Genomic DNA, 26,226 nt, shown 5'->3' on the forward strand with positions numbered 1-26,226 from the left:
TTTTCATTTACAAGTCTTGAGTTTCCCGCTAGCGTCGCCCGCACGAACGACCGGAGAGGAAGGTCCATGACGGAAACAGAGATCACCCAACACGGCGGCAACGCCGAGGAGTTGGGGACCGAGCCACCAAGGGAGGTGCCCCCGGAAGTACGGAGCGCACGGCGCTGGACAACCGCCGTCACGGCGCTCGCGGCGGCGCTGATGACCCTCGACATCACCGTCGTCAACGTGGCGATGCCGGAGATCGGCGCCGACCTGGGAGCCTCCCTGGACGGCCTGCAGTGGATCGTCAACGCCTACACGTTGAGCTTCGCCGCCCTGCTGCTGACCGCGGGATCGGTGTCGGACCTGATCGGCCGCCGCAGGATATTCCTGACCGGCGTGGCGGTGTTCACCCTCGCCTCGGCCGCCTGCGCGCTGTCCCCCAACGCGGGTGCCCTGATCGCGGCACGCGCCGTGCAAGGAGCGGGCGGGGCCATGGTGCTCGGCACCTCGCTGGCCCTCATCTCCGGCGCCTTCGAAGGCGCTCCTGCGCGGGCCCGTACGACCGCCATCGGACTGTTCACGGCCGGAGGCGCCGTGTCGGCGGCCCTCGGACCGCTGGTCGGCGGCTCGATCGTGGAGTGGCTGAGCTGGCCGTGGCTGTTCGCCGTCAACGTGCCGATCGGCCTGCTGATCATCTACGGCACGCTGCGCAAGGTCCCCGAGAGCGGAGCCGGCGGCGGATCGCACCGGATCGACTACGCGGGCGCGGTGCTGGCCGTGCTCGCGCTCTTCCTCCTCAACTACGGCCTGCTGGCGGGCGCGGAGGACGGCTGGTCCGAGCCGCGTGTGCTGACCGCACTGATCGCGGGCGCGCTGCTGGCAGCGGCCTTCGTGGTGGTGCAGTGGCGGCTGGGCGAGCGGGCGATGCTGGATCTGCGGCTGTTCGCGATCCCGACCTTCGCCGGCGCGCTGCTGCTCAGCTTCGCCGCCCGGATCTTCAGCTTCGGCATGCTGCCGTTCCTCACCCTCTGGCTCGGCGGCATGCTGCATCTGACGCCGATCCGGATCGGCCTCGTCCTCCTCGCGCAGTCGGTGGCCATCGTGATCGGGGCTCCGCTCAGCGGGCTGCTGGCCAAGCGGGTGCCGGTGGCCCGGGTACTGGCGCTGGGCATGGCCGCGGTGGGTGTGGGCGTGCTGCTGACGGTGGGGATCTCGCCGGACGACGACTGGACGGCGCTGCTGCCCATGCTGGTCCTGATCGGCGTCGGCGCCGGCCTGACCCTGCCCCATCTGCTGGCGCTCGCCGTGAACGTCGTACCGCCTTCTCGCGCGGGCACGGCTTCGGGCGCGGCCAACAGCTTCTTCCCGCTGGGTACGGCCACGGGTGTGGCCGTCTTCGGTGTGGTGCTGTCGGGCAAGGTGGACGGCGTGATGTCCACGGCCGCGCTGGGAGAGCACGCCGTTCCCGGCTCCGCCGCCGGGGAGCTGCGCCGTCTGGTGACGGCGGGCCGGTTCGACGCGGTCGCCGCGGCCGTGCCGGAACCGGCCCGGAATCCGGTGCTCGCCCTGGCCCGCAGCGCCTACACCGAGGCGCTGTCGCAGATCTTCCTGATCGCGGGCATCGCGGCCCTGGTGGCGGCTGCGGCCAGCCTGGTGCTGGTCCGGGACAGGGACACCTACAACGCCGCGGAAGCCGAGCCGGAGACCGCGGCTACGCAGGCGTGAGCAGCCTGCGGCACACGACGTCGACGAGCGCATGCGGGCTCTCGGAAAGGTAGAAGTGGCCGCCGGGGAAGGAGAGCAGCTGGAAGGGACCGGTGGTCCACTTCTCCCAGCCGGCGGCCTCCTCGGCGGTCAGTTCCGTGTCGGCGGCGCCGACGAGCGCGGTCAGCGGGCACGGCACGGGCCCGGCGGGGGCGGCGGCATAGGTCTCGATGAGCCGGTAGTCGCCGCGCACCGCCGGCAGGACGAGCTGTCGCACCTCGGGCATCGCGAGCAGTTCGGGCGCGGTTCCGCCGAGCCGGATCAGCTCGGCGGCCAGAGCGTCGTCGTCCAGCAGGTGCACGCTGCCCCCGTGGTGGTGCTGCGGAGCCTCCCGCGCGGAGACGAAGAGGTGCTCGGGGGCGGGGTGGCCCTGCTCGAGCAGCCACAGGACCAGCTCGTGCGCGACCGTCGCGCCCATACTGTGCCCGAACACCGCCCACGGCCGGTCGAGCAACGGCACCACGGCCCGTCCCAGGTCCGCGACCAGCTCCGGTATTCCGTCAGGCAGCGGGTCGTCCAGCCGGTCCTCGCGGCCAGGGGGACACACCAACACCGGTTCCACCTCGGGCGGCAGCAAGTCCTTCCACAGTCGGTAGAGCGAGGTGGAGCCGCCCGCGTGGGGCAGGCACAGCAGGCGCATCGCCGGGCGCGGCTGCGGGCGGGAGCGGCGCACCCAGGGGTTCGCGGGGTGGTGGGTCACTTGACGGTCCTCTCGTACGGCGGCGGGCTCGGCACCTTCGGTATGGCTGACAGGAGTCGGGCGGTCACCTCGTCGGAGGGAGCGGCCACGACGCGTTCGACGGAGCCCGACTCCCTGATGCGTCCGTCGGCAAGGACCGCGAGGTGCCCGCCCAGCCGTACGGGCACCGTCATGTCGTGGGTGACGACGACCAGTGCGAGTCCGAGCTCGCGGCGCAGCTCGTCGAGGAGCGCCAGGACGGTGGCCGCGGTCGGAGCGTCCAGCGCGCTCGTCGCCTCATCGCACAACAGCACCCGGGGCTCGGCAGCCAACGCTCGTGCGAGCGCGACTCGTTGGCGCTGTCCCCCGGAGAGTTGGCCGGGGTGCAGCGCGGCGTGGGAAGCCTTCAGTCCGACGCGTTCGAGAAGGTGGTGCACCTCGGCGCGGCGCGCGTCGGCGTCGAGGGCCGGCCGGAACAGGTGCAGCGGGCGGGCGACGATCCGCGCCACGGTGTGGCGGGGGTTGAGGGAGTCGTACGGATCCTGCGGCACGAGCTGGAGCCGACGCAGGTCGTCGCGAAGACGCGAGCGCAGACGCAGTGGCAACTGATGTGCGCCGAGGCGGAGTTCGCCACTCCAGTCGGCGTGGAGGCCCGCCAGGCAGCGCAGCAAAGTGGTCTTGCCGCCGCCGGACGGCCCCACCACCGACAGGCAGCCGCCGGACGTCACGTCCAGGTCGATACCGTCGAGTACGGTGCGCCCGCCGCGGACGGCGGACAGGCCGCGCACCGACAGCGCGGGCTCGCCACTGCCGGATGAGTCCCCGGCCCGGGGCGTCCCGGCCGACCGGGCGGCCACAACGAGACGCCGGGCCGACTCGCTCGCCGGCGCGGCCAACAGCTGACCCACTGGGCCGTGTTCGACCACTCGGCCGCCCTCCAGGACCGCGACCTCGTCGGCCACCGCCGCGACGTGCGCGAGGTCATGGGCGATCAGGATGATCGCCGGGCCGCCCCGGTCCCGGATACGAGCCAGGTCGGCGAGCAGGGAGGCGGCCGTGACCGGGTCGAGGGCGCTGGTGGGTTCGTCGAGGACCAGCAGGTCGGGGTCGTGCGCGAGTGCGGCGGCCAGGGCCACCCGCTGCCGCTGTCCGCCGGAGAGCTGGTGCGGGCGCCGCCGCGAGAAGGCGTCGTCATCGGGGAGCTGCACCATGCGCAGCGCCGCACGGACGCGACCACGCCGCTCCGCGCGCGGCACTCCCCGCGCCCGCAGGAACTCCCCGACGTGGGCGCCCACGCGCAGTGTCGGCGCCAGGGAGGTACGCGGATCCTGGGGCACGTACGCCGCGTGCCGGGCACGTACGGTCCGCAGCCGCCTGGGTCGCAGCCCGAACACGGACAGCCCGGCCAGTCGCACCTCTCCGGAGACCAGCGTCAGCCCTGGGCGCAGCTCGCCGAACGAGGCGAGTGCAATCGTCGTTTTGCCGGAGCCGGACGGCCCGACGAGCGCGAGGACCCGGCCACGGGGCACGTCGAGGTCGACACCGTCGAGGACGCGCGTCCCGTCGGCCTCGACGGTCAGGTCCCGGATGCGCAGCGCGCAGCCGCCGGTCCCGGCGGCGGCCGTCGTGGCGGACGCGGTGCCCCGGTGCCGTCCGGGCGTCCGGGCCGTCGGCTGCAGAGCGTCGACGAGGAGGTTGGCGCTCAGCAACAGCACCAGGATTCCCGTCGCCGGAACCAGGACGGCGAGGGGCTGGAGCGCGAGACCGTCGCGGTTCTCAAGGATCATCAAACCCCAGTCGGCCGCCGGGGGTTGGGCCCCGTACCCGAGGAACGCGGCAGTGGCGACGGTGAACGCCGCACCCACGAACCGCACCCCGGCGTCGGCGGCGAGCACCGGCAGCAGGTTGGGCAGCACCTCGCGGACGAGCACGTACCGGGTCGGTTCGCCCCGTGCGACGGCGGCCTCCACGTAGTCGTGCTGCAACGCCTGGAGCGTGGCCGCCCGCACCATGCGGACGACCTCCGGGAACAGCACCACAGCGGTCGCGACCGCGACCCCGCCGCTGCCCCGCCCCACCGCCACCACGACCACGCTCAGCAGCAGGAACGACGGCAGGCTGAGCAGCACGTCCACCAGGCGCAGCACGGCCGCGTCGACTGCCCTGCCACGAAGGGCCGCGATCATTCCGAGCCCCGCACCGAGCACGTACGCGACGGCGAGAGCACCCACCGCCGACAGCACCAGCGACCGTCCGCCGGCCATGAAGCGGCTGAGCACGTCGGAGCCGAGGTGGTCGGTGCCCAGGGGGGCGTCGCCACCGGCCGGTGCGTACGGCATGTCCAGGACGGCGCCGGGTGCATGCGGCGCGAGCCACGGGCCGAGCAGGGCGAACAGCACGACGACGGCGAGCGCGGCGCCGGCGGTCACCGCACCCGCCCGGCGGCGAAACCAGCCAGCGGACCGGTTCTGGCGGATCAACTCGGCCTCCTCATAGCCGGATTGAGAGCTGTGGCGAGCACGTCCGCCAGCAGGTTGAGCAACACCGTCACGGCGGCGACCAGCATGCCGACGCCCAGCACGACGGGGGCGTCCCGGGCGGCCGTGGCGTTGACCAGCGCTGCCGCCAGCCCGGGGTAGCCGAAGAGCGTCTCGGCCACGAGCGTCCCGCCGAGCAGATAGGCGAGGTAGCGGGCGAGGACGGGGATGGCCGGGACGAGCGCGGCCGGCAGCACCCAGCGCAGCACCACGCGGTGCTCGGGCACGCCGCCGAGCCGAGCCGCCCGCACCGCGTCGGAAGCTGCCGCCTCCGTCACGCCCGCCCGGACCAGACGCACGTTCTGCGCCATGCAGACCGACAGCAGGGTGAGTACCGGCAGCACCAGTACCTGCGGCTGGGACAACGGGCCCTGACCCGTGGGGGGCACCGACACGGCCGGCAGCCACCCGGCGCCGACGGCGAAGACCTGGATGAGCAGTGTGCCGATGACGAACTCGGGCAGGCTGACCAGCGCCAGCGTGGCCGTGGTGACGACGCGGTCGGCGCTCCGCCCAGCGCGGAGCCCTGCCCACAGGCCGAGTCCGACGGCCGAGGGCACCAGCAGCGCGGCTGCGACAAGGCCCAGCACCAGGGAGTTGCCCGCCCGTTCGGCGATCAGAGCGGAGACCGGCTCGCCGGTGGCGTAGGAGTGGCCCAGGTCACCGTGGAGCGCGCTCCACAGCCAGTCGCCGTACCGCTCCCACGCGGGTCGGTCCAGGCCGAGCTTGTGCCGCAGCTCGGCGATCTGCGCCGGGCTCGCGCCCTGCCCGGCCAGGCGTGCGGCCGCCGCGTCGCCGGGCGCGAGCTGGGTGGCCGCGAAGACCAGCGCCGAGGCGGCGAGCAGCGTCCCGGCGGCGACGCCCACCCGTCGGAGCGCCCACCACACCATGGATGTCGGACTGTTCACGAGGCGAGGTAGGCGTCACGCAGCGACGGGTAGTCGAAGAAACCGTACGCCTGCACCCCGCGCACGGCCGGTGCCGCACCCGCCACGGTGGGCACGCGCACGAACACCGCGTCACCGCCGTGCTGGTACAGGTACTGCTGCACGTCGTGCACGGCCTTGGTTCGCTTGTCGCCGACAGCGGTGTGCATGGCGCGCATCAGCCCGTCCAAGGTGCTGTCCGACGGGCCGGTGAAGGGGTAGGACGCCTGCGGGCCGTAGTACGAGTTCAGGGCGAGGGGGAGCGGCAGCGGATGGTAGAAGCTGGTCTTGATCGCGGCGCCCAGCAGGGACTTCATGTCGGTGTAGAAGTCGGCGGCCGGGACCTTGTCCACGGCGACGTTCAGGCCCGCCTTCCGCCCCTGTTCGACGAAGGCGGTGGCGGCCTCCAGCGGCCCGTACTCGTAGTTGCTGGTACGGATCGACAGCTTCGTACCCTTGAGTCCGCCTGAGGACAGCAGTCGTCGCGCCCGGTCGGGGTCGTACTCGACGCGCCGCAGGGAGCTGTCGTACCAGGACTGGTGGCGGCCCATGGCATCGTCGGCGACCTCACCCCTGCCCAGGGTGACGATGCGGACCATGGCCTCGCGGTCGATGGCGTACCGCACGGCCTCGACGGCCTGGGCACGCGTAAAGGGGTCGGTGGAAAGGTTCATGGAGAAGGACAGCTCACCCCACAACTCGCGCGGCGCGGTGGTGATGCGCAGGCGGGGGTTGTTCGCCTCGGACCTGGTGGTGGGCAGGGTGAGCGCGCCCGCGTAGTCGAACTGCCCCGCCTTGAGCCCGTTCAGCCGGGCGTCGGCGTCGGTGACGGACAGCAGCTCGATCTCGTCGAGGTACGGACCGCCCGCACCCCAGTAGTCCTTCCGCGCGGTCAGCAGGCTGCTCCTGCCCCGCGACCACTGCTTGAGCACGAAGGGACCCGAGCCCGGCGCCTTCGCGAAGTCCTTCGTACCGTCGGGGAAGACGAACATCGACTGCGCGAGCGCGAGGTCGAAAAAGCCGTCCGCGCTCTTCAGACGCAGTTCGACGGTGCGCTTGTCCCGCGCCCTGGATGCCTTGGCGTCCAGCCCCGACAGGATGGCGCTCTGCGTGGTCGGCTGCGAGGCGAAGGTGCGCAGCGAGAACAGGATGTCGTCGGCGGTGACGGCCTTGCCGTCGCTGAAGGTGACGCCGTCGCGGACGCGCACCGTCCACACCGTGGCGTCGGCGTTGGGCTCGACGGACTCGGCGACGCGCCACACCGGCTTGCTGCCGTCGATCTCGCCGATCGTGTCCCACACGATCCGGGCCCGGACGTAGTCGACGGGCGTCGCTGTCGCCTGCAGAACGCCGGCCGACTCCATGCTCGACCCCGTGAAGGCCGCGCGAAGCCGTCCGCCGCGCCGCGGCTTGCCGTCGTCCGCGGCGGGCTGCTGACCGCTCCCGCCGTCGCCGCCACAGCCGGCGAGCAGCCCGGCGCCCGCGAGTACGGTCGCCCCTCCCGCGATGCCCTGCAGCACCGCCCTGCGCCCCATGCGCTGATCCCCCACCGTCGTTCCCTTCGCTCGCACTGATCCGGCCCGACGGATGCATCAGGCCACCGCGCGCAAGCTAACAGGAAACGAAAACTATTTTCAATAAGCCGGAGCAGAGGATCAACGGATCGCTACGACGACGGCACAGGCAGTATTCCGGCGGCCGACCAAGCGCGGCGTCCATCGGCGCACGCAACACTGCGATTCCCCCTGCACTTAAAGGTCAAGTCCACGCCATCGCTTGACCATTGGGCCGCCATTGACCGGCAAGCCCGTCGCTCCGCTCGGTAACGCCGGGGTCAGGAATCCGGAACGCGTCTTGATTGTTGCGTACTCAACAAGTGATGGTCGTCGTGGGCCGCCACCCCAACGGGGACCGCACCTGTGAACCCCTACACCCGCACGCCTCTGTCACCCACTATCAGGAGGCTGTACGTTGCGCAGGTCGTCCTTCAGCTCCTCCCACAAGCACGGCAGATGGCGCCGTGTCGGCTCCGCTGCCGCCACCGCCGACCTCGTCTTCGCCGGACTCGGCACCGCGGCCCACGCGAGCGCGGCCGCCCCCACCTTCACGGCCACGACGGCGAAGCCGGTCAGCCCGAAGGCGATCGCCGCCGCGGTCCCCAAGGCCCATGTGCAGTACACCCAGCAGTGCGCCGGCACTCCGAAGAAGGGCCACGCATCCTGCAACGCCCTGCGCGTCACCAGCGGCACCACCGCCCATCACGGGCGTCTACGCCCTCGCCGGCGCCCCGGGCTCCAGCGACTACCCGGCCCAGTACCCGTACAACAAGGCCGGCACATCGGCGCTGAACGACGTGACCAGCGGCAGCAACGGCTCCTGCTCCCCGTCGTACTTCTGCACCGCGGGCACCAGCTACGACGGTCCGACCGGCTGGGGTACTCCCGAGGGCGTCAGCGCCTTCAGCGCCGGCTGATCCGCACCGTATGACCTCCCCGTCGGGCTCCCGGGGAGCCGCCGCCGCAAGGGGGACGTGGGGTTCCCTCGGCGGCATGGGCGGAGAGCGGGTCACGGCAAACCGGCCGTGACCCGCTCTCCCGTCGGCTCCGTCATCACCTTCCCGACGCTGATCACAGGAGGCACCGAAGCCGAGTTCAACGACGTCGGCACGAAGCTCAGCGCGGACTCCCGGGGCACCGTAACCGTGCACGCTGCCGAGTTGACGCCCGATGTGCTGGAAAGTCACCGACGCTGCCCGAACGCTGTGGACGGGATCAGGTCTGCGCGGTTCAGCGCATATCAACCTCATCCCCGCCGACGACGGCGAGCCGTACGCGCAGGAGGTCAACAGCACGCCGGCCTGTCCCGTGACAGCAACTGCGGCAGCAGCGGCGGCAGGGCCGCAGGCTTTGACCCGGCACACCACACCCGCGGGAACGAGGTCGAACGGCTGATCAACCGGTTGGAGATCTACCGGGCCGTGGCCACGCTCTTCGACATGGGGGCGTACCTCTTTCACACGCCGTGGCCCCTACTGCTGTACGCCTCCGGCTCCGCTCCTGACTCGCCCGGGCCATTCCTGGCTACAGTCCCGCCTGGAGCTGAGGCAGTCGATCGCCGTGTGTTCCTCTACCGTCAGTGGTCATCCCAGTGACCGTCGTGCTGAGCATGGCGGTGGCCGTCGTGGACGTAGTCGACGTGGTCGCCGTGCGGCACGGCGACATGGCCGCAGCCGGGACCGTGCTGGTGAGTGTGGCTGTCATGGACGGTGTGGCCGCTGGGCTCACACTCGTCCACACGCCCTTCCTGCGCGCGATGCAGATGGCCGTCGTGGACGTAGTCCACGTGGTCGCCATGCGGCACCGCGACATGGCCGCACCCAAGACCGTGCTGGTGAGTGTGGTGAGCGTGCACAGCAGGCATTGCGGTTTCCGTAGTCATTCGCAACCTCTCGTCAGCCCTACGTACGTCTGCCCTTCACCCGCAGACGCACCTCGGCGACTCTGCCAGAGAGTGATCAGGTGTCGCATCTAAATGACGGCTTTTGTCTAGAAGCCACCCGCGCTCGCGTGCGGCCCCTTGATCTGGCGCCAGTTGCGCCGTGGCTGTGCGGGCCCGCCGATGGCGTCAGTGTCTGGAACCGCGGTGTTCTGTCCGTCTGCCTGCCATTTCAGACAGTGACGGTTCCGGACACCCACGCGACAGCCGCCCGAAGGCCCCTTCATGGCGCCGTGACCCGCGGACGGCGGGTGTGACACAGGCCCAGCTCCTCGGTCGTTGGCGCTCCGCGACGAGACAGGAGCATCAGGCCCCTTCGTTGAACCGCCTCGTTCGGCACGGAAGCCTCCAGCTGCCGCCCCGGCGCGACTGCTGCGCCTGACCGACCGCGCTGCCGCTCGGCCGACACCATGGCCCTGACCTGAGCGGATCACTGCTCAGCGAGTGACGCCGAGCGTGGCCTCCTTTGCGCGATCCGCCTCGGCGGCAACCCCCAGGCCGAGGCGCAGGTGCTCGATGCCGTGGGCGGCCCTGCCGCGGGCCCGCACCGAAAGCCGCCGGCAAACCGTCACCCCCAGTGGGCCGCAGCGCCCGATCAGACGCCGCCGACCGTCGCGCGTCACCTCCCTCGAAAGGCACTGCGGCCAGAAGTCTCCGCATGACACGCCTTCACATGGACATGGATGTCATTTTCATCTACGGTGAGTCATGCCACCTCGGCGCCAGTCACAGGAGGTGATGTGCCGTGAACGGCCGGACGCCCCGGCAGCAGAGGGCGGTTCTGCAGATGCTCGCTGGCTGCCAGGACTTCGTGTCGGCCCAGGAGCTGCACACTCTGCTCCTGGCCGGAGACCACGCGATCGGCCTGACCACCGTCTACCGCGCCCTGCGCGAGCTGGAGACGGGCGGTGGCGTCGACGTCGTACGCGACAAGGCCGGCGGGCGGCTGTACCGGCTGCGCCCCGCCGATGGGCACCGCCACTACCTGGTGTGCCGCGGCTGCGGCCGCAGCCGCCCGGTGAATTCCGAGGTCGTCGAGCAATGGGCGGGCCGGATCGCCGCGGACACGGGGTTCGACGCTGTGGAGCACACGGTCGAACTCACCGGCGTCTGCGCCGACTGCCGGACCACCGAGGACGAAGGAGAGGAAACGCCATGCCACTGGGATCCCGCCCTGGGCCCGCAGGGCCGTGTCCGGAGCTGCGCGAGCTGAAGGAGAGCGTGCGCGCCCTGCTCGGGCTTGACGACGACACCGCCGTCCTGATCCGCCAGCTCGCCTGTACCGAACCGGGCTGCCCGCCGCTGGAAACGGTCGTCGTCGTGCTGCCGATGGAAGGCGCGGCCCGCCGCTGGACCCTGCACCGCCCCGCCGACCAGATCACCGGGGACGACCTGCGCACCACCCTGCTCGCCCCTGAACAGCACAACTAGGAGACTGACTTGACCACGCCGGAATCCCAAGACCTTGGCGATGAGCGGGTGCCCGTCTGTGGAGCCCCCGCCCGCGTGGGAGACCGACGTCGACGACGCGGTCGTCGCACTCAGTGCACGCGCTGACCTGGTCGCCGTCGCCGGAGCCGAGGGCACCGTGAAGATCTTCGACGCGGCGATGGGCGCCGAAATCGGCGCCCTCGACCTCCCCGGAGGCGCACTGAAGGTCGAACTCGCTCCGGACGCCCAACACTTGGCCACCACCGGTCCCATGGGGTACGCGTTGTGGCGACGCGTCGACGGGCGGACGACGGTACGGGAGTCAGGTGCCTGGTCGGCGGCCGCCGCTTGGGCGGACACCGAGCGGGTCGCGGTCGCCTCCGGGCGCCGGGCCCTCGTACTGGACACCGACGGTGGCGAGTTGTGGCGCACGGAGCCCGCCGCGTCCACCGTCACCGACCTCGCCTGGATGCGGCAGGGGCGGCGCCTGGCCGTGGCCGCGTACGGGGCGGTGCGCTGCCACGAGCGGCACACCGAGAAACCGGTGGCGACGTACCCGTACGTCGGCTCGCACCTCGCACTCGCCGTCGCGCCCACCGGCCGATGGATCTGCAGCGGCAACCAGGACGCCTCCATCCACATCTGGCGCGCTCGCGACGGCGGTGAACTGACCATGTCCGGCTACCCGGAGAAGGTCTCCCGTGTCGCCTTCGACGAGGCCGGCTTTTGGCTGGCGGCCGACGGCGCGCCCGACGTGACCGTGTGGGACTTCTCCGGCAAGGGCCCCGAAGGCACCGCGCCGCGCTCGCTGCGCTGCCACGAGACCGTCACCGCGCTGGCCTGGCGGCCGGGCGCCTGCGGGCATCTCGCCAGCGGCGGCGCCGACGGGACCGTAGCCCTGTGGAACGCGACGGCCGGACGGCCGCAGGCGCGTCTGCGGCCGGTGCGCGAACTGGACGGCACCGGCGCGGCGGTCGGCGCGCTCGCCTGGGCGTGCACAACCTGACCTGAAGGCGTATCCGTCAGTTGAGGCCGGCGACCCGCCAGGGCGCGGGGGCGACACGGAGCCGGCCGGGCAGCGAGCCGTCCTCGGGCAGTCCGGCCCGCAACCACGCCCCGACCACCTCTGCATCGGCTTCGGACGCGAGCGGACCCAGGCGTACGACCGCCCCGGCGGGCCTGCGGTCGGCCCGGCACGGCTGCACCGCGGCGTGCACTCCGCGATCGCGACGGCAGTACAGAACCTTTCCCAGACACCCCGTGGAGACCATGACCCCGTAGGGGCAGTCGCGGACCGCTCGGCGCAGTCCGTCCATCACCTGCCCGGTCGCCTCATCACAGGATCCGCAGACGACAAGGGTGAAGGGTCGGCCCCGGGGACCGCATGCGGCATCGCTCATACCCGCCTCTCCTCCGCGACGTTCAAAAGAACTCCCCCTTTGCGCCATCAGCGCCTCAACTCACCGTGCTGACACGCGAGTTGCGGCGAGCGCGATTTGACACCGCCCGCCGACACCCCCCAGCCTATGCTCATGAAATCCATTTTCAATAGGGGGGGCTAACCATGCGTGTCGCGTTCGTCGGCAAGGGCGGCAGTGGCAAGACAACGCTGTCCGCGCTCTTCTCCCGTCATCTGGTGCGCTCGGGAGCGCCGGTCGTCGCCATCGACGGCGACATCAACCAGCACCTGGCGTACGCCCTCGGCCTCGACGAGGACGAGTTGTTCACCGCTCCGCCGCTCAGTGCGCGGACCGGCGAGATCAAGGACTACCTGCGGGGTACGAACCCGCGGATCCCGTCCCGCGACGCCATGGTCAAGACGACCCCGCCCGGCCGTGGCTCCCGGCTGCTGCGCCTGCTGGGCGACGACGAGGTCCACTCTCCTCACGTCCAGGAGGTGGCCGGCGTACCCCTGATGGTCACCGGCGCCTTCGGCGAGAGCGACCTCGGCGTGGCCTGTTACCACTCCAAGCTCGGCGTGGTCGAGCTGTACCTCAACCATCTGATCGACGGCTCCGGCGAGTACGTCGTCGTCGACATGACCGCAGGCGCCGACGCCTTCGCCTCCGGCCTGTTCACCCGGTTCGACATGACGTTCCTGGTCGTCGAACCGACCCGGAAGAGCGTCTCCGTCTATCGCCAGTACCGCGACCACGCCGCCGAGTTCGGGATCCCGGTCGCCGTGGTCGGCAACAAGGTCACCGGCCCGGACGACCTCGCCTTCCTGCGCGGCCACGTCGGCGAGGATCTGATCGCCCACTGCGAGCAGTCCTCCTACGTGCGCGCCCAGGAGCAGTGCCGCGGCGGTCACGGCGAGCTGGAGCCGCACAACACCCTCGCCCTGGACCGGCTGCGTGCGGCCGTGGACGCCCGCACCAAGGACTGGGCCGCCTTCCAGCGGCACGCCGTCGACTTCCACTTGCGCAACGCCGCCGCCTGGGCCAACGAGGCCACCGGCCAGGACCTCGCCAGCCAGGTCGACCCCGACTTCGAGCACGGCCCCGAGGCCCTGACCGCCCTCGTCTGACCTCCACCGCAAGAACAAGAAGCCAGAGAACAGGACAGCCCTTCATGTCGCTCGACGTCTCCCCGCAGCTGCTCGCCGAAGCCGAGAACGGCGAGGTGCAGGAGCAGGACTTCGTGGAAACGGTCCGCACCTCCCTGCCGTACGCCTACGACCTCATCGCCCGCCTGGCGAGCGAACTGCACTCCGGTCCGGCCGAGTTCGCCAACAACCAGACCCCTCCCCCCTCCGAGAAGGAACGCGGCCAGCTGCTGCGCGCCCTGTCCAGCGACGCGATCCGCGGCAGCCTGGAACGCCACTTCGGTATCGCCCTCGCCTTCCAGAACTGCCACCGGGTCGCCGCCTTCCGTCCCGAGGCGCGCGGCGGCGAGACCCACACCCGCTTCACCTCCCTGCGCGCACAGATCCTCAACCAGGCACCGGAGTTCCGGGACTGCTGAGCCCTTCGCGGGGTCAGCGGATCGCGACGACGACGTGGCTGTCGCCGTACTGCCACACCGCGCCGGCCCGTCCGAACCCCGCCTGACGCAGCAGGCGGGTGTGGCCGGACAGGGACAGCCGGGCCGTACAGCCGGTCCCGGTCACCGGCTGCCGGGTGCGGCGTTCGGCGAGGAGTTCGGCCAGTTCGGGGTCCTCGGCGACCGCCGCCCACCAGGAGGTCCAGTCCTCATGGGCGAAGGCGCGCTGCCGCTCGGCGCGGCGGCGGCCGACGCACGCCGCCACGTCGGCGAGTACGGCGTCGTCCTGCGGGAGGTGGTCGCCGTTGACGAGGACACCACCCGGCCACAACAGCGCCGCAAGGTGCTGGTAGACGCGGTGCAGGGCGTCCGGGCTCAGGTAGTGCAGGGCTGTCGTCGACACGACGGCGTCCAGCGGGCGGTCGAGGGCCAGGGCCTGCGTCCAGCCGTCCTCGCCGACCACCGTGTCGACGTAGCGGGCGGCGTCGGCGTGGTGGGTGCGGGCCAGTTCCAGCAGCAAAGGGTCCCGGTCCACCGCCACGATGTCCGCCCCCGGCAGCCGGCGGACCAGGCGCGCCGCCAGCGAGCCCGGTCCGCAGCCGAGGTCGACGATCAGAGGCCGGTCCGTGCGTCCTGCGGTGACGTGCTCGACGACGTCGGCGATCACCGTGAAGCGGTCCTCGCGGTCGACGGCGTACCGCTGTTGCTGGAGTTCCCAGCGCTCCACCCACTTCTCGGCCGTCGCCAGGCTCAGTCCCATCGCTCGCGCCACCTTGCCCGTCTCGCACCTGCGTCGTTCTCCGGAGCCTACAGGTGGAAACGGTTACCATTACGGGTTCGGGTGGAGAGTTCACCCGAGGGTGGCAAGAACACCCAGCAGCCGGTCGATCTCCTCCACCGTGTTGTAGGCGTGCAGGCTCACCCGCACCGACTCTTCGGGAGCCAGTCGAGGGCGATGGCGCGCAACCCCTCGGTGGCACCGCTGGTGAAATGCACGGCCGACCGCAGCGGAGCCGGATCGTCCAGGAAGTGCCGAACCCGCTCACGCGTCTCCTCGACGAGTGCCGTGGTGCGGTTGGCCCACGGGTATGTGCCGCGCCCGGCGTTGGCGTTGGCCGTGGTGAGGTAGGTCTGTACAGCGTCCAGGACTGCCTGCGGCTTCTGGGAGGTGGCCGCGCTGTCCAGGTAGGTCAGGTCCGGATGTCCGGTGATGATCGGGAACTGGGCGCGCAAGGCGCGCTGCCAATCCCCCAGCTCCTCTATGACGGTGGGGCCTTGGAAGCACGTGGCCATGGCGTTCAGTCCCGCACCAGGGGCGCGCCCGCGTCCCGCCAGGCGATGATGCCGCCGGCCAGGCTGCGCACGTCCGGGTGTCCCATCCGCGTCAGCAGGGCAGCGTAGCGGGCGGACTTCTCGCCGACCGGGCAGGCCAGCAGGACGGGGTGGTTGCGACTGAAGGGCAGACCGCCGTGCAGGAGTTCCTCGAAGAGTTCGTCGACGATGTTGACCGATCCGTCGATGTGCAGGGCGGCGTAGGCGAAGGGGCTGCGCAGGTCGACGACGAGGGGACCGTCGGAGGCGATCCACGCCTGGGCGTCGGGTACACCGATCGCCGGAGCCGCCTGTATCTCGGCTTCGGACAGGTCGGTGGGGGAGGCCGGGCGGCGCGGGCGGCCGAACAGGTCGGGGCGGCGCTTGCGTACGTAACTCAGGTAGCTCTCGACACGGTCGCAGACGATGAAGACGGCCGTCTGCCGCTCCGACTGCTCGGTGTCGATGGCTTTCAGCCGGCGTACGGCGCCGAAGTAGGCGGCGCCTCCGGTCGGTCCGGCCAGGATGCCGCACCGGCGGTTGAGCGTCAGCATGCCCTCGATCGCGTCGTCGGAGCCCACGGCCTCGATCGTGTCGTAGGTGCCGGGATCGAAGAGGCCGACCTCGTGCGCCTCGTCGATGGTGCGGATGCCGGGGATGAAGTCGGACTTGGCCGCGACCAGCCCGACGACCCGCACGGCAGGGTCGTGTTCGCGCAGTACCCGGGCCACGCCCGTGGAGGAACCCGCCGTGCCCACGCAGGCGACGAACCAGTCCGGGGCGCGGCCGTCCAGGTCCTTCACGATCTCCGGGCCGGTGCCGGTGAGGTGGGCCTCGGTGTTGCGCGGATTGAAGTACTGGTCGGTGTGCAGGTAGGCGCTGCCGGGCTCGGACAGGGTCCGGTGGAAGAGGGTCAGCGGGTCGTCGGTGGCGGTCGGGTCCAGGCATTCGCTCTGCCCCGGCAGCTCCTCGATCTCCGCCCCGAGCAGCAGGAGCAGGTCCTTGACCTCGGGGACCCGCATCCTATTGGTGACGCTCTTGAACGTCAGACCGTGCATGCCCGCGAGGACGGCGAGAGCCTTGGCGGTGTTGCCGCTGGACAGCTCGACGACCTGGCTTCCGCGCTCGGCTGCCTCGGCGAGATGCGGACGGGCCATGTTCCAGGCCGCCCGGTCCTTGACCGACCCGAACGGGTTGAACAGCTCCAGCTTGGCGTACAGGTCGATGTGAGCCAGACCGTGCACGGCCGGGTCGATACGCACGAGCGGGGTGTTGCCTATGGCCTCGGTGATGCTGTCGTACCTCACTGCGCTCCCCCCACAGAAGTGATCGGCCAGTACTCGTCGTCCAGGCACCAGCGCCACGAGCCGCTCTCCTGCCAGGCGGCGACCTTCCGCGCGATCGGCTGCTGCTGGGCGTGCGTGGCGTGGAAGTCCATGCAGTACCCGGCGGTGTTCGCGAAGACCAGCAGGTCGCCCGGCTCTGGGCGGCGGGGCAGGAAGACCGTCCGGCGGGTGACCATGTCGGCCTCCAGGCAGAGGCTGCCGAAGAGATGGACGGCGACCGGGCCTTCGCCCGGCCGGGCCGGATCCCGGGGAACGACGACGGGGTCCATGAGCACCCCGTGCTCCTCCAGGGCCACGTCGTCGGCCTTCGCCGCGAGCCGTACGAGGAGTTCGCCGCCGTTCTCCGGCTCACGCACCTCCAGTACCTTCGTCAGGGTCAGCCCGCACTGGTCCAGCAGGGCCCGTCCGGGTTCGACGTGCAGGTCGTACAGGTGCTCCAGGAGAAGCGCGGCCAGGGGGCGGCCGTCGAAGGCCACGACCGGATGCGCGAACAGTTCGTCGAGGTAGCGCGGCCCGGCGACCGGGCGGTGGGCGGGGTACAGGCCAAGCGACCCACGCAGTGTCCCGCCCTCGTTGCGCAATCCGTAGCCATGCCCGCCCCACGTCAGGGGCGGCCGGATACCCAGGACGGCGCGGGTGAGCTCGGTCGTGTACCGCTCCCACTGCTCCCCGTCGGCCAGGTAGTCGGCGCCGAATCCGCCACCGACGTCCACGGCCACCGGCCGCAACCCTCGGCTCCTGCACTCCTCCAGCACCCGCAGACAGCCCTCCAGAGCCATCGCTTTCTCTGTGAGGCTGGTCGTGTCCAGGTGATAGGCCATGCCTACCAGGTCGACCACGTCACCGTGCCGCTCGACCGCTTCCAGTAGCGGCTCCAGCTCCCTTACCGGCGTGCCGAAACGGCTGCGCCGGCTCAGCACCCGCACGCCGGACGTCTCGAACCCCGACAGGCGCAGGAGAACCCGCGCCCGGGCAAGTGCGTGCTTGCGTACCAGCGCGGCCAACTGCTCCAGTTCGTCGGGGCTGTCGACACCAACGGTGACCGAGGTGCGCGCGGCCAGCCACAGGAACTCCGGGTTCTTCGGGCCGGTGGCCATGATGCGGTCGGGGGCGAAGCCGGCGCCGAGCGCGTGCTGCAACTCGGCCAGTGAGGCGACGTCCACACCGGCGTCGGTGGCGGCCAGCCGCCGCAGCAGGGCGCTTGACCGGTTGGCCTTGTGGGCGAAGAACACCTGACCCGACAGCTGATGCCGCCTGTACACCGCCCGGAACTGCTCCAGATTGGCGGCGAGCTGATCGGGCACGACCATGTCCAGCGGAGATCCGAGGGCGTCGGTGAGGGTGTGCAGCAGCTCGCGGGACTCCAGCAGCGAGCGCAGCCTCTCCCCCAGCCGCGGTGCGAGATACAAGGGCTGCCCGCCCATACCCGGCCCTCCCCCCAGCACGTGAGACCCGGCTCGTCCCGGGCACGGCCTCCCACTCCCCGCTGCGCGCCGTAGACCACCCTTCCCCTCCTCCGGTCGGTTTACGCCCTGAAACTCCCCGAGTGAGCGGAAAGCGACGGATGGCCGCCGTCGCACGCCCGGTCAAAGGATGGCAACGGTTTTCATCTTGCATTGATCTGAAAATCATTCCCATCTAGCATCGAAGTGTCGCCACACGGTCGACGCGTGTCCGCCGCGCGCCCGGCAACGCCCGAAGGAGCTTCCCGCATGTCCACCGCCCCCGCCTCCCGTTCCGCCCGACCGACCGCGAGGATCGCACTGGTCACCGCGACGGCCGCCCTGACGGCCGTGACGGCGACCGCCTGCTCGACCTCCTCCTCGCACACCAGCAACACGGCCGCGACCGGCAGTGGCAGCGGCTCGGGCAAGACGATCCAGGTGGTGGCCGCGGAGAACTTCTGGGGCAGCATCGCCTCGCAGCTCGGCGGCAGCCACGTGAAGGTGACCAGCATCATCAACAACCCTGACGCTGACCCGCACGACTACGAGCCGACGGCCGCCGACGCCCGCACCGTGGCCGGCGCCCAGTACACGATCGTCAACGGCATCGGCTACGACGCCTGGGCCGACAAGCTGCTGGCCGCCAACCCCGGCAACGGACGCACCCAGCTGAAGGTCGGCGACCTGGTCGGCATCAAGCCGGGCGGCAACCCGCACCGCTGGTACTCCCCGGACAACGTCCACCAGGTCATCGAGAAGATCACCGCCGACTACAAGAAGATCGACCCGGCCGACGCGGCCTACTTCGACCACCAGAAGACGACCTTCGAGACGAAGACCCTCGCCGGCTACAACAAGCTCATCACCGACATCAAGGCGAAGTACGCCGGAACCCCGATCGGTGCTTCCGAGTCCATCGTCACCCCGCTCGCCGAGGGCCTGGGGCTGAAGATGCTCACCCCCGAAACGTTCCTGGACGCCATGAGCGAGGGCTCCGACCCCACGGCCAAGGACAAGGCCACCATCGACCAGCAGATCAAGAGCAAGCAGATCAAGATCTACGTCTACAACTCCCAGAACTCCACGCCGGACGTCCAGGCCCAGGTCAAGGAGGCCAAGGCGGAAGGCATCCCGGTCGCCACCGTCACCGAGACCCTCACCCCCGCCGGCGCCTCCTTCCAGCAGTGGCAGACCACCGAACTGCAGGGCATCGAGCAGGCCCTGGCCAAGGCCACCGGGAAGTGAACTGAAGCCATGAACCCGATAGCGAAGGCCCGCGAAGCCGTCACACACGCGGTGCCCACTGCGCCCACCCAGCGCAGCGGCGGCCACGAGGCGGTCGCGGGAGAGGGAAGCGGCCCGGTGGTCGCCCTGCGCGGGGCCGCCGTGCGGGTGGGCGGCCGGACGTTGTGGTCGGGGGTGGACCTTCGCATCGGGACCGGCGAATTCACCGCCGTGCTCGGCCCCAACGGCGTCGGCAAGTCCACCATGATCAAGGTACTGCTGGGCGCCCTGCCCACGGCCGCCGGTGAGGTCCGGGTGCTCGGCGCCCGCCCCGGACAGGCCAACGACCGCATCGGCTACCTCCCCCAGCGGCGCAGCTTCGACGCCAATCTGCGCGTCCGCGGTGTCGATGTGGTGCGCATGGGCCTGGACGGTGACCGTTGGGGGGTGCCGCTGCCGTTCCCGAGCGCGCGTCGGCGGTCCGCCCGTGCGCGGGTGGACGAGGTGATCGAGCTGGTCGGGGCGTCGGCGTACGCGCACCGGCCGATCGGGCAATGTTCCGGCGGCGAGCAGCAGAGGCTGCTGATCGCCCAGGCACTGGTCCGAAGGCCCGAACTGCTGCTCCTGGACGAGCCGTTGGACAGCCTCGACCTGCCCAACCAGAGCGCCGTCGCGGCGCTGATCGGGCGCATCTGCCATCACGAGGGCGTGTCGGTGGTCATGGTCGCCCATGACGTGAACCCGATACTGCACCACCTGGACCGGGTGGTGTACCTGGCCGAGGGCGGAGCCGCCACCGGCACACCGACCGAGGTCATCACCTCCGAGACACTGACCCGGCTGTACGGCACACCGGTCGAGGTCCTGCGGACCTCGGACGGGCGGCTGGTCGTGGTGGGCCAGCCGGAGGCACCGGCCGTGCACACCGACCGGCACGACACCCCGGGGAGCGGTCATGCTGCTGGCTGAGACAGGGGCACCCACCTGGTCGTGGAACCTCCTGACCGACTTCCAGGACATGTGGTCCTACCCCTTCATGGTCAACGCGTTCCGCGCCGGCGCGGTCGTGGCCGTGGTCTCCGCGGTCGTGGGGTGGTTCGTGGTGCTGCGGCGGCAGACGTTCGCCGCGCACACCGTCTCCGCCGTCGCCTTCCCCGGCGCCGCCGGAGCACTCCTGCTCGGGTTCAGCGCGGTCTACGGCTATTTCGCCCTGTGCGTGGCCTCTGCACTGGTCATCGCTGCCCTGCGGGGCGGCGGTGAGCACGAGGAGTCGGCGCTGACCGGGACCGTGCAGGCGTTCCTGCTCGCGTCCGGGTTCCTGTTCACCGCCCTGTACAGAGGGCTGCTGGAGGGACCGCAGACCATCCTCTTCGGCACCTTCCTGGGAATCACCTCCTCCCAGGTGACCGTGCTGACGGTGGTCGGTGCGGTGGTGCTCGCGGTGCTCGCGCTGATCGGACGGCCCCTGCTGTTCGCCTCCGTCGACCCACAGGTCGCCGCCGGTCGCGGAGTGCCGGTCCGCACCCTGTCGGTGGTTTTCCTCGTCCTGCTCGGCGCGGCCACCGCCGAGGCGAGCCAGATCACCGGGACCCTCCTGGTCTTCGCCCTCATGGTCATCCCGGCCGCCACCGCACAAGTCCTCACCGCCCGCCCGGCGTTGAGCCTGTCCCTGGCCATCCTGCTGGCCTTCGCCGCGACCTGGCTGGGGCTGACCGCCGCCTACTACTCGCCCTACCCCCTGGGCTTCTTCGTGACGACCATCGCCTTCGCCGGATACCTGCTCGCGCTGGGCCGGCGCTCGCTGCGCGAGGTACTCGCTCGCACCCGGGCGGGGGCCGCATCCAGTGCCAAGGAGGTGGTCGCATGACCGTCCTGCTCGCCGCGTCCCCGTTGTCCCACCCGTTCTTCCTGCACGCCTTCCTCGCCGGTACCGCCATCGCCGCGGCCTGCGGACTGGTCGGCTACTTCCTGGTGCTGCGGGCACAGGTCTTCACCGGCGACGCGCTCAGCCACGTCGCCTTCACCGGTGCGATGGCGGCTCTCGCCTTCGGTGCCGACCTGCGCCTCGGGCTGTTCGCCGCCACCATCGCCATGGCGCTGCTGTTCGGCACCCTCGGCCGCAAGGCGCGGCCCGACGACGTGGTCATCGGGAGCGTCTTCTCCTGGATCCTGGGCCTGGGCGCCTTCTTCATCACCCTCTACACGACCTCGCGCAGCACCGCCAACGGCACCGCCGGAATCAGCGTGCTGTTCGGATCCGTCTTCGGCATCTCCGCCGGCAGTGCGGTGGTCGCCGGCCTCGTGGCCGCCGGGGTCGCCCTGCTGGTGATCCTCATGGCTCGGCCGCTGCTGTTCGCCACGCTCGACGAGGCGGTGGCCGCGGCCCGCGGGGTACCGGTACGGCTCCTCGGCTACGGCTTCCTCGCCCTGGCCGGGATCAGCGCCGCCGAGGCGACGCAGGCCGTCGGCTCCCTGCTCCTGCTCGGCCTGCTCGCCGCCCCCGCGGGCGCCGCGATCCGGCTCACCGACCGCCCCTACCGTGCGCTCGCCCTCTCCGCCGGCCTGGCGGTGCTGGAGATGTGGGCGGGACTGTTCGCCTCCTACACGGTGCCGAAGATGCCACCGAGCTTCGCCATCATGGCCGCCGCGACGGCCGTCTACGCCGCGACGTTCCTGATACGACGGCCCGCCCACGTCCCCCGCGCACGATCCGCTGTCCCCACCGGCACATGAGTACCCGAGCGAGGCACGCTGATGGCACGCACCCGGCAACGCACCCCCAGTGAAGTCGCGCTGATCGGCCGCCACACCCAGCAACGCTCCCTCGTCCTCACGGCGTTCATCCGCGCCGACGGATTCGTCGGCGCGCAGGCCCTCCACGCCCAGCTCGCCGCCGACGGCACACCGGTCGGCCTGTCCACGGTGTACCGCACCCTGACCGCCCTGGCCGGCGCGGGCCGGGCCGACCTGGTCCGCGACACAGGCGGCGAACGCCTCTTCCGCTACCGCCCCGGACCCGACCACCGCCACTACCTCATCTGCACCGAATGCGGCCTGAGTCACCCCGTCGACTCCGGCCCGATCGAGGACTGGGCCGACACCATCGCCCAGCACTCCGGCTTCGCGAACGTCCGGCACACGGTCGAACTCTCCGGAGTGTGCCCAGACTGCGGCGGAGGGAAGGCGGCGACCGAACGACGGTGACTGCCCAGGTCAGTCGCAGCAACCGCACCCGTCGCTCTGCTCAGCACAGGCAGCCGGGACTCCGAGGGTCGTGGGGGCGGCGCAGCACCCCTTCCCACGCCAGGCATCGCGCCCTTCCTTCAGGGCGACCGCGGCGATGACCAGGGCGGCGACCGGATCCGCCCAGGACCAACCGAGAGTGGCGTTGAGGGCCAGGCCGACCAGAAGCACCGCAGACAAATAGGTGCACAGCAGCGTCTGCTTGGAGTCCGCCACCGCCGAAGCCGAGCCCAGTTCCCGCCCTGCCCGGCGCTGGGTGGCGGACAGGACCGGCATGACGACCAAGGAGAGGACGGCGAGCACGATGCCGGGCAGGGAGTGACCAGCTTTTCCGGTGCCGGCCAGGGCTCGTACGGCATCGACGGTGACGTACACGGCGAGGGCGAAGAACGACAGCGAGATGATCCGCAACGCCGCCGTCTCCCGGGCCTCGCGTACCGCGTGCTCGCGGGCGGAGAACTGCCAGGCGACCGCGGCGGCCGAGGAGACCTCGACGATGGAGTCGAGGCCGAAGCCGACAAGCGCGGTGGAGGAGGCAAGGGTGCCGGCGGTGAGAGCGACGATCCCCTCGATGACGTTGTACGAAATGGTCGCGGCCACCAGCAGCCGTATCCGCTTGGTCAGCGCGCTGTACCTCGCCGGATCAGGGCCACGGGCTGCGGATATCCCTGCTGTCATGATCAGCAACACCCCTTCTCGGCGGCCTCGGCACATGTCCGGTCGCCCTCGACAGCGACCACGGCCGTGCGCAGGTCGTCGAGCGCGTGACCGAGGCGTTCGTCGGCGAGTTCGTAGCGGGTGCGTCGACCGTCGGGGACGGTGACGACGAGACCGCAGTCACGCAGACAGGCGAGGTGGTTCGACAGCCTGGTCCGCGAGACGTCCAGCGCGTCTGCGAGGTCGGCGGGGTAGGCGGGTGCTTCCCGCAGGGCGAGCAGGATGCGGCAGCGGATCGGGTCGGCGAGCGCCCGGCCGAACCGGGCCAGCACCTCGATGTCGGAGGCAACAGTCAGCACGGCACCAACGGTACACGCCATCCTGAATTCAGGAAATCCTGAACCGGTTGATTAGTAATGGCATTCATTTTCATGTAGCCTCAACAGCCGTCGCTCTTCGACTCATTCAGGAGGACCACCCATGGCTGTTCCCAAGCGGAAGATGTCCCGCAGCAACACGCGCCACCGCCGGGCCCAGTGGAAGGCGGCCACGCCCACGCTCGTGCCGATCACCGTCGATGGAGTCTCGTACCTGGTGCCGCAGCGGCTGGTGAAGGCGTACGAGCGCGGGCTGCTGCGCCCCGAGGGCTGAGCGTTGATGCCATCCGATCCCTCCGGCCGACTGCCCGTCACCGTCCTGTCCGGATTCCTCGGCGCGGGCAAGACCACCCTCCTCAACCACGTCCTCGGCAACCGCGAGGGACTGCGTGTCGCGGTGATCGTCAACGACATGAGCGAGGTCAACATCGACGCCGCCCTGGTGCGGGGCGGCGAGGCGGCCCTGTCGCGCACCGAGGAACGCCTGGTCGAGATGACCAACGGCTGCATCTGCTGCACCCTGCGCGACGACCTGCTGCAGGAGGTCGACCGGCTGGCCCGCGAGGGCCGCTTCGACTACCTGCTCATCGAGTCGTCCGGCATCTCCGAACCCATGCCCGTCGCCGCGACCTTCACCTTCGCCCGCGACGACGGCGCCACCCTCGGCGACCTCGCCCGCCTGGACACCATGGTCACGGTCGTGGACGCCGCCAACTTCCTGCACGAGCTGGCAAGCGGCGACGAACTCGTCGAGCGCGGCCTGGACCAGTACGAGGACGACGAACGCACCGTCAGCGACCTTTTGATGGACCAGATCGAGTTCGCCGACGTCATCGTCCTGAACAAGCTCGACCTCGTGGACAAGGAGTCGGCCGACCGGCTGCGGGCGACACTCACCCGCCTCAACCCCGCCGCACGCCTCGTCCCGGCCGTCCACGGCCGCGTGAAGGTGGGCGACGTGCTGGGCACCCGGCTGTTCGACCTGGAACGCGCCCAACAGGCCCCCGGCTGGGTGAGGGAACTCAACGGCGACCACGTACCCGAGACGGAGGAGTACGGCATCTCCTCCACCGTCTTCCGCTCCGAACTGCCCTTCCATCCGGGCCGGTTGTGGATGTTCGTGACGGAGAAACTCGACAGCGGCGCATACGGACAGATCCTGCGCTCCAAGGGCTTCTTCACCCTCTCCAGCCGCCCGCACGTGACGGGCCTGTGGTCACAGGCCGGCTCCGTCGCACGCTTCGAACCGTCCGCCGCACGCGACACCGAGAGCCCCGAGTGCCAGGAACTGGTCTTCATCGGCACGCACCTGCACACGGACGCGCTGCACGCGGCCCTGACCGACTGTCTCACGGCCGACGGCGAGAGCCTGCCGCCCACGGACCCGTTCCCCACCTGGGACACCTACGGCATCGACGACACCTGCGAGCATGAGCATCCCGAACTCGTCGCGGGGCCCTGAGGAGCCCGGGCCGGGCGGCGAACACAGCCACGGCGCCTCCCGGCCCGGCACGGACATCGATCCGGGAGGCCGACACACGGGCGGCCCTCGCTCTGACAGCTCGCTCCGAGGAAAGGCCGGCCGACACACGGGTCCCCTCGCCAGTGTGGGTGGGTCCGTGACGTCACAAGCCGGCCGTGCATCGACCATCGGCACCTGACCTCTGCGGGTGCCCGCATCCGCATGCGCGAGTTCGGGCAACGGGAAGGCGACGGGCGGGAGGTACGGGACATCGCACGGATCACGGATCGCTGATCGCTGATCGCGGCCTTGTACAGGTCAGCCGCCTGGCTGCCCAGTGTCACGCTGTAGGACACGTCGTCGGTGTCGCCGCCCTCGTCGTAGCCGCCGAGGACGCCGACGACCTCGCCCGCAGGGTTGATCCAGGGGCTGCCGCTGGTGCCGAGAGTGAAGGCAGGGCAGTCGATGCGCTGCTGGGTGCTGCTCTGTGAGGTCGGCTTGTTGGTGCAAGTGATGGGCGTCTCACGAGAGTCGGGGTAGCCGATGACGGTCACGGCGGTGGCGCCGGTGGCCGTGCCGGTCGTGAACTGGTTGGCTCCGACGACGTCCTCGATCGTCTTGCCGTCCTGGTCGCCGACGGTGGCAAGGGCCAGGTCGCTGTCCTCGTCCTGGTCCTTGGTCCATCCGTCGGGCAGATAGCGGTGCCCCAGCTTCCACACCCCGTACGGCGCGTGCCCGTCCCGGTAGCCCGGCACGAACACCAGGTCGGTACCGGGGGCACTCACGCAGTGCGCCGCGGTGACGATGAGGTCGCCCTGGGGGCTGTGCACGACCGAGGCCGTGCACAGGTGCCCGCCGGACAGGTCGTCGGCCCGGTCCGCGCCGAACAGCGCGCCGACCCGCGCCGTCTGCCGATTGGCGACGACGTCGCCGGTGGCTCCTGGGGCCTGTGTTGGAGGCCCCGCCTGCTCTGCGGGGCCCGCCCTCCGGGCGGACAACGCTCCTGAGGGCCTGGGCCTGACCTTGGCGGCGGCCACGGACGAGGTCAGGGTGAGCATCACCACGGCGCCGAGCAGCGCGGGACGCGAGGTGACCAAGATGCGTGAGATGCGCTCCATCAGTGATCACTGTGTCTCACCAAAGTGAGATGTGCGCTCCGGCTTAACTGAGATTTTCCTATGAAGCACCTACGGCCGCCGGACGTCGCGACGTCACCAAGGTACTCGGCAGCCCCGTGCCCCACCTTCGTGCAAGGAGGAAGTCCGCAGCGGGGACGCACCGGCGACGGACACGCTGGCGACGGTTACCGTGACCTGGCATCCAAAGGGGCACTGGGGTCGTCCGGAGCCTGGCCGCCGGTGC

Annotated in this window: 25 protein-coding genes and 3 pseudogenes; 14 read left to right on the forward strand and 14 right to left on the reverse strand. The window is 70.7% G+C overall.

Annotation, left to right across the window (positions count from 1 at the left end; all coding sequences use genetic code 11):
- The first annotated feature begins 66 nt into the window (after nt 1-66).
- On the forward strand, nt 67-1,710 hold the full coding sequence (locus ACFZCP_RS33975; protein ID WP_391435147.1) for a DHA2 family efflux MFS transporter permease subunit: 1,644 nt from the start codon (nt 67-69) through the stop codon (nt 1,708-1,710).
- On the opposite strand, the gene ACFZCP_RS33980 is transcribed toward ACFZCP_RS33975, so the two are convergent.
- From ACFZCP_RS33980 to ACFZCP_RS34000, 5 genes are all read right to left on the reverse strand, one after another.
- A complete protein-coding gene (locus ACFZCP_RS33980) occupies nt 1,697-2,449 on the reverse strand; it encodes a thioesterase domain-containing protein (protein WP_391435151.1) in 753 nt (250 codons plus the stop codon). The two genes, ACFZCP_RS33975 and ACFZCP_RS33980, sit on opposite strands and share 14 nt — an antisense overlap.
- Nucleotides 2,446-4,908 (reverse strand): ATP-binding cassette domain-containing protein, encoded by a 2,463-nt coding sequence (locus tag ACFZCP_RS33985; RefSeq protein WP_391435154.1) that lies wholly within the window; start codon nt 4,906-4,908, stop codon nt 2,446-2,448. The genes ACFZCP_RS33980 and ACFZCP_RS33985 overlap by 4 nt, the downstream gene beginning before the upstream one ends.
- Nucleotides 4,905-5,873 (reverse strand): ABC transporter permease subunit, encoded by a 969-nt coding sequence (locus ACFZCP_RS33990; RefSeq protein ID WP_391435159.1) that lies wholly within the window; start codon nt 5,871-5,873, stop codon nt 4,905-4,907. The genes ACFZCP_RS33985 and ACFZCP_RS33990 overlap by 4 nt, the downstream gene beginning before the upstream one ends.
- Entirely contained in the window at nt 5,870-7,426 is a 1,557-nt protein-coding gene (locus tag ACFZCP_RS33995) for an ABC transporter substrate-binding protein (RefSeq protein WP_391435162.1), read from the reverse strand. Before ACFZCP_RS33995 ends, ACFZCP_RS33990 begins: the two co-directional genes overlap by 4 nt.
- A gap of 411 nt (nt 7,427-7,837) precedes the next feature.
- The gene (locus ACFZCP_RS34000; RefSeq protein WP_391435165.1) at nt 7,838-8,053 is read right to left on the reverse strand and encodes a hypothetical protein; all 216 of its coding nucleotides are present in this window, start codon (nt 8,051-8,053) and stop codon (nt 7,838-7,840) included.
- Between the two features lie 89 nt (nt 8,054-8,142).
- On the opposite strand from ACFZCP_RS34000, the pseudogene ACFZCP_RS34005 reads away from it, so the two are divergent.
- Nucleotides 8,143-8,364, forward strand: a pseudogene (locus ACFZCP_RS34005) (peptidase S8); the annotation flags it as partial.
- Between the two features lie 659 nt (nt 8,365-9,023).
- On the opposite strand, the gene ACFZCP_RS34010 reads toward ACFZCP_RS34005, so the two are convergent.
- Nucleotides 9,024-9,329 carry a hypothetical protein gene (locus ACFZCP_RS34010; RefSeq protein WP_391435170.1) on the reverse strand — a complete coding sequence of 102 codons (306 nt, stop codon included), beginning with the start codon at nt 9,327-9,329 and terminating at the stop codon, nt 9,024-9,026.
- Nucleotides 9,330-10,131: 802 nt separating this feature from the next.
- On the opposite strand from ACFZCP_RS34010, the gene ACFZCP_RS34015 reads away from it, so the two are divergent.
- Genes ACFZCP_RS34015 through ACFZCP_RS34025 form a run of 3 tightly spaced genes read left to right on the forward strand, consistent with a single transcriptional unit; the run spans nt 10,132 to nt 11,823 of the window.
- Nucleotides 10,132-10,599 carry a transcriptional repressor gene (locus ACFZCP_RS34015; RefSeq protein WP_391435173.1) on the forward strand — a complete coding sequence of 156 codons (468 nt, stop codon included), beginning with the start codon at nt 10,132-10,134 and terminating at the stop codon, nt 10,597-10,599.
- 8 nt (nt 10,600-10,607) lie between these two features.
- The gene (locus tag ACFZCP_RS34020) at nt 10,608-10,817 is read left to right on the forward strand and encodes a hypothetical protein (RefSeq protein WP_234384912.1); all 210 of its coding nucleotides are present in this window, start codon (nt 10,608-10,610) and stop codon (nt 10,815-10,817) included.
- A 58-nt stretch (nt 10,818-10,875) separates the two neighbouring features.
- Nucleotides 10,876-11,823 (forward strand): WD40 repeat domain-containing protein, encoded by a 948-nt coding sequence (locus tag ACFZCP_RS34025; RefSeq protein WP_391435181.1) that lies wholly within the window; start codon nt 10,876-10,878, stop codon nt 11,821-11,823.
- A 16-nt stretch (nt 11,824-11,839) separates the two neighbouring features.
- On the opposite strand, the gene ACFZCP_RS34030 is transcribed toward ACFZCP_RS34025, so the two are convergent.
- Nucleotides 11,840-12,217 (reverse strand): hypothetical protein, encoded by a 378-nt coding sequence (locus ACFZCP_RS34030; protein WP_391435184.1) that lies wholly within the window; start codon nt 12,215-12,217, stop codon nt 11,840-11,842.
- Between the two features lie 164 nt (nt 12,218-12,381).
- On the opposite strand from ACFZCP_RS34030, the gene ACFZCP_RS34035 reads away from it, so the two are divergent.
- The gene (locus tag ACFZCP_RS34035) at nt 12,382-13,344 is read left to right on the forward strand and encodes an ATP-binding protein (protein ID WP_391435187.1); all 963 of its coding nucleotides are present in this window, start codon (nt 12,382-12,384) and stop codon (nt 13,342-13,344) included.
- A gap of 44 nt (nt 13,345-13,388) precedes the next feature.
- Nucleotides 13,389-13,781 (forward strand): SCO5389 family protein, encoded by a 393-nt coding sequence (locus tag ACFZCP_RS34040; protein WP_391435191.1) that lies wholly within the window; start codon nt 13,389-13,391, stop codon nt 13,779-13,781.
- Nucleotides 13,782-13,794: 13 nt separating this feature from the next.
- Here ACFZCP_RS34040 and ACFZCP_RS34045 read toward each other — a convergent pair whose 3' ends face one another.
- The 4 genes and pseudogenes from ACFZCP_RS34045 to ACFZCP_RS34060 form a co-directional block, all read right to left on the reverse strand.
- Nucleotides 13,795-14,559, reverse strand: coding sequence for a methyltransferase domain-containing protein (locus ACFZCP_RS34045; protein ID WP_391435195.1), 765 nt, complete (start codon nt 14,557-14,559; stop codon nt 13,795-13,797).
- A 176-nt stretch (nt 14,560-14,735) separates the two neighbouring features.
- A pseudogene (locus ACFZCP_RS34050) lies at nt 14,736-15,092 on the reverse strand (aminotransferase class V-fold PLP-dependent enzyme); the annotation flags it as partial.
- Nucleotides 15,093-15,097: 5 nt separating this feature from the next.
- Nucleotides 15,098-16,417, reverse strand: coding sequence for a pyridoxal-phosphate dependent enzyme (locus tag ACFZCP_RS34055; RefSeq protein WP_391435198.1), 1,320 nt, complete (start codon nt 16,415-16,417; stop codon nt 15,098-15,100).
- The gene (locus ACFZCP_RS34060; RefSeq protein WP_391435201.1) at nt 16,414-17,880 is read right to left on the reverse strand and encodes an alanine racemase; all 1,467 of its coding nucleotides are present in this window, start codon (nt 17,878-17,880) and stop codon (nt 16,414-16,416) included. Before ACFZCP_RS34060 ends, ACFZCP_RS34055 begins: the two co-directional genes overlap by 4 nt.
- Before the next feature lie 288 nt (nt 17,881-18,168).
- Here ACFZCP_RS34060 and ACFZCP_RS34065 point away from each other — a divergent pair, with 288 nt between their 5' ends.
- Genes ACFZCP_RS34065 through ACFZCP_RS34085 form a run of 5 tightly spaced genes read left to right on the forward strand, consistent with a single transcriptional unit; the run spans nt 18,169 to nt 22,329 of the window.
- Nucleotides 18,169-19,146 (forward strand): metal ABC transporter solute-binding protein, Zn/Mn family, encoded by a 978-nt coding sequence (locus ACFZCP_RS34065; RefSeq protein WP_391435204.1) that lies wholly within the window; start codon nt 18,169-18,171, stop codon nt 19,144-19,146.
- Between the two features lie 9 nt (nt 19,147-19,155).
- Nucleotides 19,156-20,094, forward strand: a complete 939-nt coding sequence (locus tag ACFZCP_RS34070; protein ID WP_391435208.1) for an ATP-binding cassette domain-containing protein — start codon at nt 19,156-19,158, stop codon at nt 20,092-20,094.
- Nucleotides 20,081-20,992 carry a metal ABC transporter permease gene (locus tag ACFZCP_RS34075; RefSeq protein WP_391435212.1) on the forward strand — a complete coding sequence of 304 codons (912 nt, stop codon included), beginning with the start codon at nt 20,081-20,083 and terminating at the stop codon, nt 20,990-20,992. The genes ACFZCP_RS34070 and ACFZCP_RS34075 overlap by 14 nt, the downstream gene beginning before the upstream one ends.
- Nucleotides 20,989-21,858, forward strand: a complete 870-nt coding sequence (locus ACFZCP_RS34080) for a metal ABC transporter permease (protein ID WP_391435216.1) — start codon at nt 20,989-20,991, stop codon at nt 21,856-21,858. Before ACFZCP_RS34075 ends, ACFZCP_RS34080 begins: the two co-directional genes overlap by 4 nt.
- Before the next feature lie 21 nt (nt 21,859-21,879).
- Entirely contained in the window at nt 21,880-22,329 is a 450-nt protein-coding gene (locus ACFZCP_RS34085; protein ID WP_391435220.1) for a transcriptional repressor, read from the forward strand.
- A gap of 9 nt (nt 22,330-22,338) precedes the next feature.
- Here the strand turns inward: ACFZCP_RS34085 and ACFZCP_RS34090 are convergent, their stop codons facing one another.
- Nucleotides 22,339-23,046, reverse strand: coding sequence for a cation transporter (locus ACFZCP_RS34090; RefSeq protein WP_391435225.1), 708 nt, complete (start codon nt 23,044-23,046; stop codon nt 22,339-22,341).
- A 2-nt stretch (nt 23,047-23,048) separates the two neighbouring features.
- Nucleotides 23,049-23,384 carry a metalloregulator ArsR/SmtB family transcription factor gene (locus ACFZCP_RS34095; RefSeq protein WP_391435229.1) on the reverse strand — a complete coding sequence of 112 codons (336 nt, stop codon included), beginning with the start codon at nt 23,382-23,384 and terminating at the stop codon, nt 23,049-23,051.
- 121 nt (nt 23,385-23,505) lie between these two features.
- On the opposite strand from ACFZCP_RS34095, the gene rpmF reads away from it, so the two are divergent.
- Both rpmF and ACFZCP_RS34105 read left to right on the forward strand, forming a co-directional pair.
- Nucleotides 23,506-23,676 (forward strand): 50S ribosomal protein L32, encoded by a 171-nt coding sequence (rpmF, locus tag ACFZCP_RS34100; protein WP_053667044.1) that lies wholly within the window; start codon nt 23,506-23,508, stop codon nt 23,674-23,676.
- 6 nt (nt 23,677-23,682) lie between these two features.
- Nucleotides 23,683-24,864 (forward strand): GTP-binding protein, encoded by a 1,182-nt coding sequence (locus ACFZCP_RS34105; protein WP_391435235.1) that lies wholly within the window; start codon nt 23,683-23,685, stop codon nt 24,862-24,864.
- Between the two features lie 299 nt (nt 24,865-25,163).
- On the opposite strand, the pseudogene ACFZCP_RS34110 reads toward ACFZCP_RS34105, so the two are convergent.
- Nucleotides 25,164-25,982 (reverse strand): annotated as a pseudogene (locus tag ACFZCP_RS34110) (trypsin-like serine peptidase); the annotation flags it as partial.
- Nucleotides 25,983-26,226 lie beyond the last annotated feature (244 nt).

The organism is Streptomyces sp. NPDC007971 (genome assembly GCF_042958635.1).
Lineage (GTDB): Bacteria > Actinomycetota > Actinomycetes > Streptomycetales > Streptomycetaceae > Streptomyces.

Coding starts and splice junctions, on each gene's coding strand:
- ACFZCP_RS33975 (WP_391435147.1), top strand. CDS start 67: ATGACGGAAACAGAGATCACCCAACACGGCGGCAACGCCGAGGAGTTG.
- ACFZCP_RS33995 (WP_391435162.1), bottom strand. CDS start 7,426: ATGGGGCGCAGGGCGGTGCTGCAGGGCATCGCGGGAGGGGCGACCGTA.
- ACFZCP_RS34010 (WP_391435170.1), bottom strand. CDS start 9,329: ATGACTACGGAAACCGCAATGCCTGCTGTGCACGCTCACCACACTCAC.
- ACFZCP_RS34030 (WP_391435184.1), bottom strand. CDS start 12,217: ATGAGCGATGCCGCATGCGGTCCCCGGGGCCGACCCTTCACCCTTGTC.
- ACFZCP_RS34035 (WP_391435187.1), top strand. CDS start 12,382: ATGCGTGTCGCGTTCGTCGGCAAGGGCGGCAGTGGCAAGACAACGCTG.
- ACFZCP_RS34040 (WP_391435191.1), top strand. CDS start 13,389: ATGTCGCTCGACGTCTCCCCGCAGCTGCTCGCCGAAGCCGAGAACGGC.
- ACFZCP_RS34045 (WP_391435195.1), bottom strand. CDS start 14,559: ATGGGACTGAGCCTGGCGACGGCCGAGAAGTGGGTGGAGCGCTGGGAA.
- ACFZCP_RS34060 (WP_391435201.1), bottom strand. CDS start 17,880: ATGGGCGGGCAGCCCTTGTATCTCGCACCGCGGCTGGGGGAGAGGCTG.
- ACFZCP_RS34065 (WP_391435204.1), top strand. CDS start 18,169: ATGTCCACCGCCCCCGCCTCCCGTTCCGCCCGACCGACCGCGAGGATC.
- ACFZCP_RS34070 (WP_391435208.1), top strand. CDS start 19,156: ATGAACCCGATAGCGAAGGCCCGCGAAGCCGTCACACACGCGGTGCCC.
- ACFZCP_RS34075 (WP_391435212.1), top strand. CDS start 20,081: ATGCTGCTGGCTGAGACAGGGGCACCCACCTGGTCGTGGAACCTCCTG.
- ACFZCP_RS34080 (WP_391435216.1), top strand. CDS start 20,989: ATGACCGTCCTGCTCGCCGCGTCCCCGTTGTCCCACCCGTTCTTCCTG.
- ACFZCP_RS34085 (WP_391435220.1), top strand. CDS start 21,880: ATGGCACGCACCCGGCAACGCACCCCCAGTGAAGTCGCGCTGATCGGC.
- ACFZCP_RS34090 (WP_391435225.1), bottom strand. CDS start 23,046: ATGACAGCAGGGATATCCGCAGCCCGTGGCCCTGATCCGGCGAGGTAC.
- rpmF (WP_053667044.1), top strand. CDS start 23,506: ATGGCTGTTCCCAAGCGGAAGATGTCCCGCAGCAACACGCGCCACCGC.
- ACFZCP_RS34105 (WP_391435235.1), top strand. CDS start 23,683: ATGCCATCCGATCCCTCCGGCCGACTGCCCGTCACCGTCCTGTCCGGA.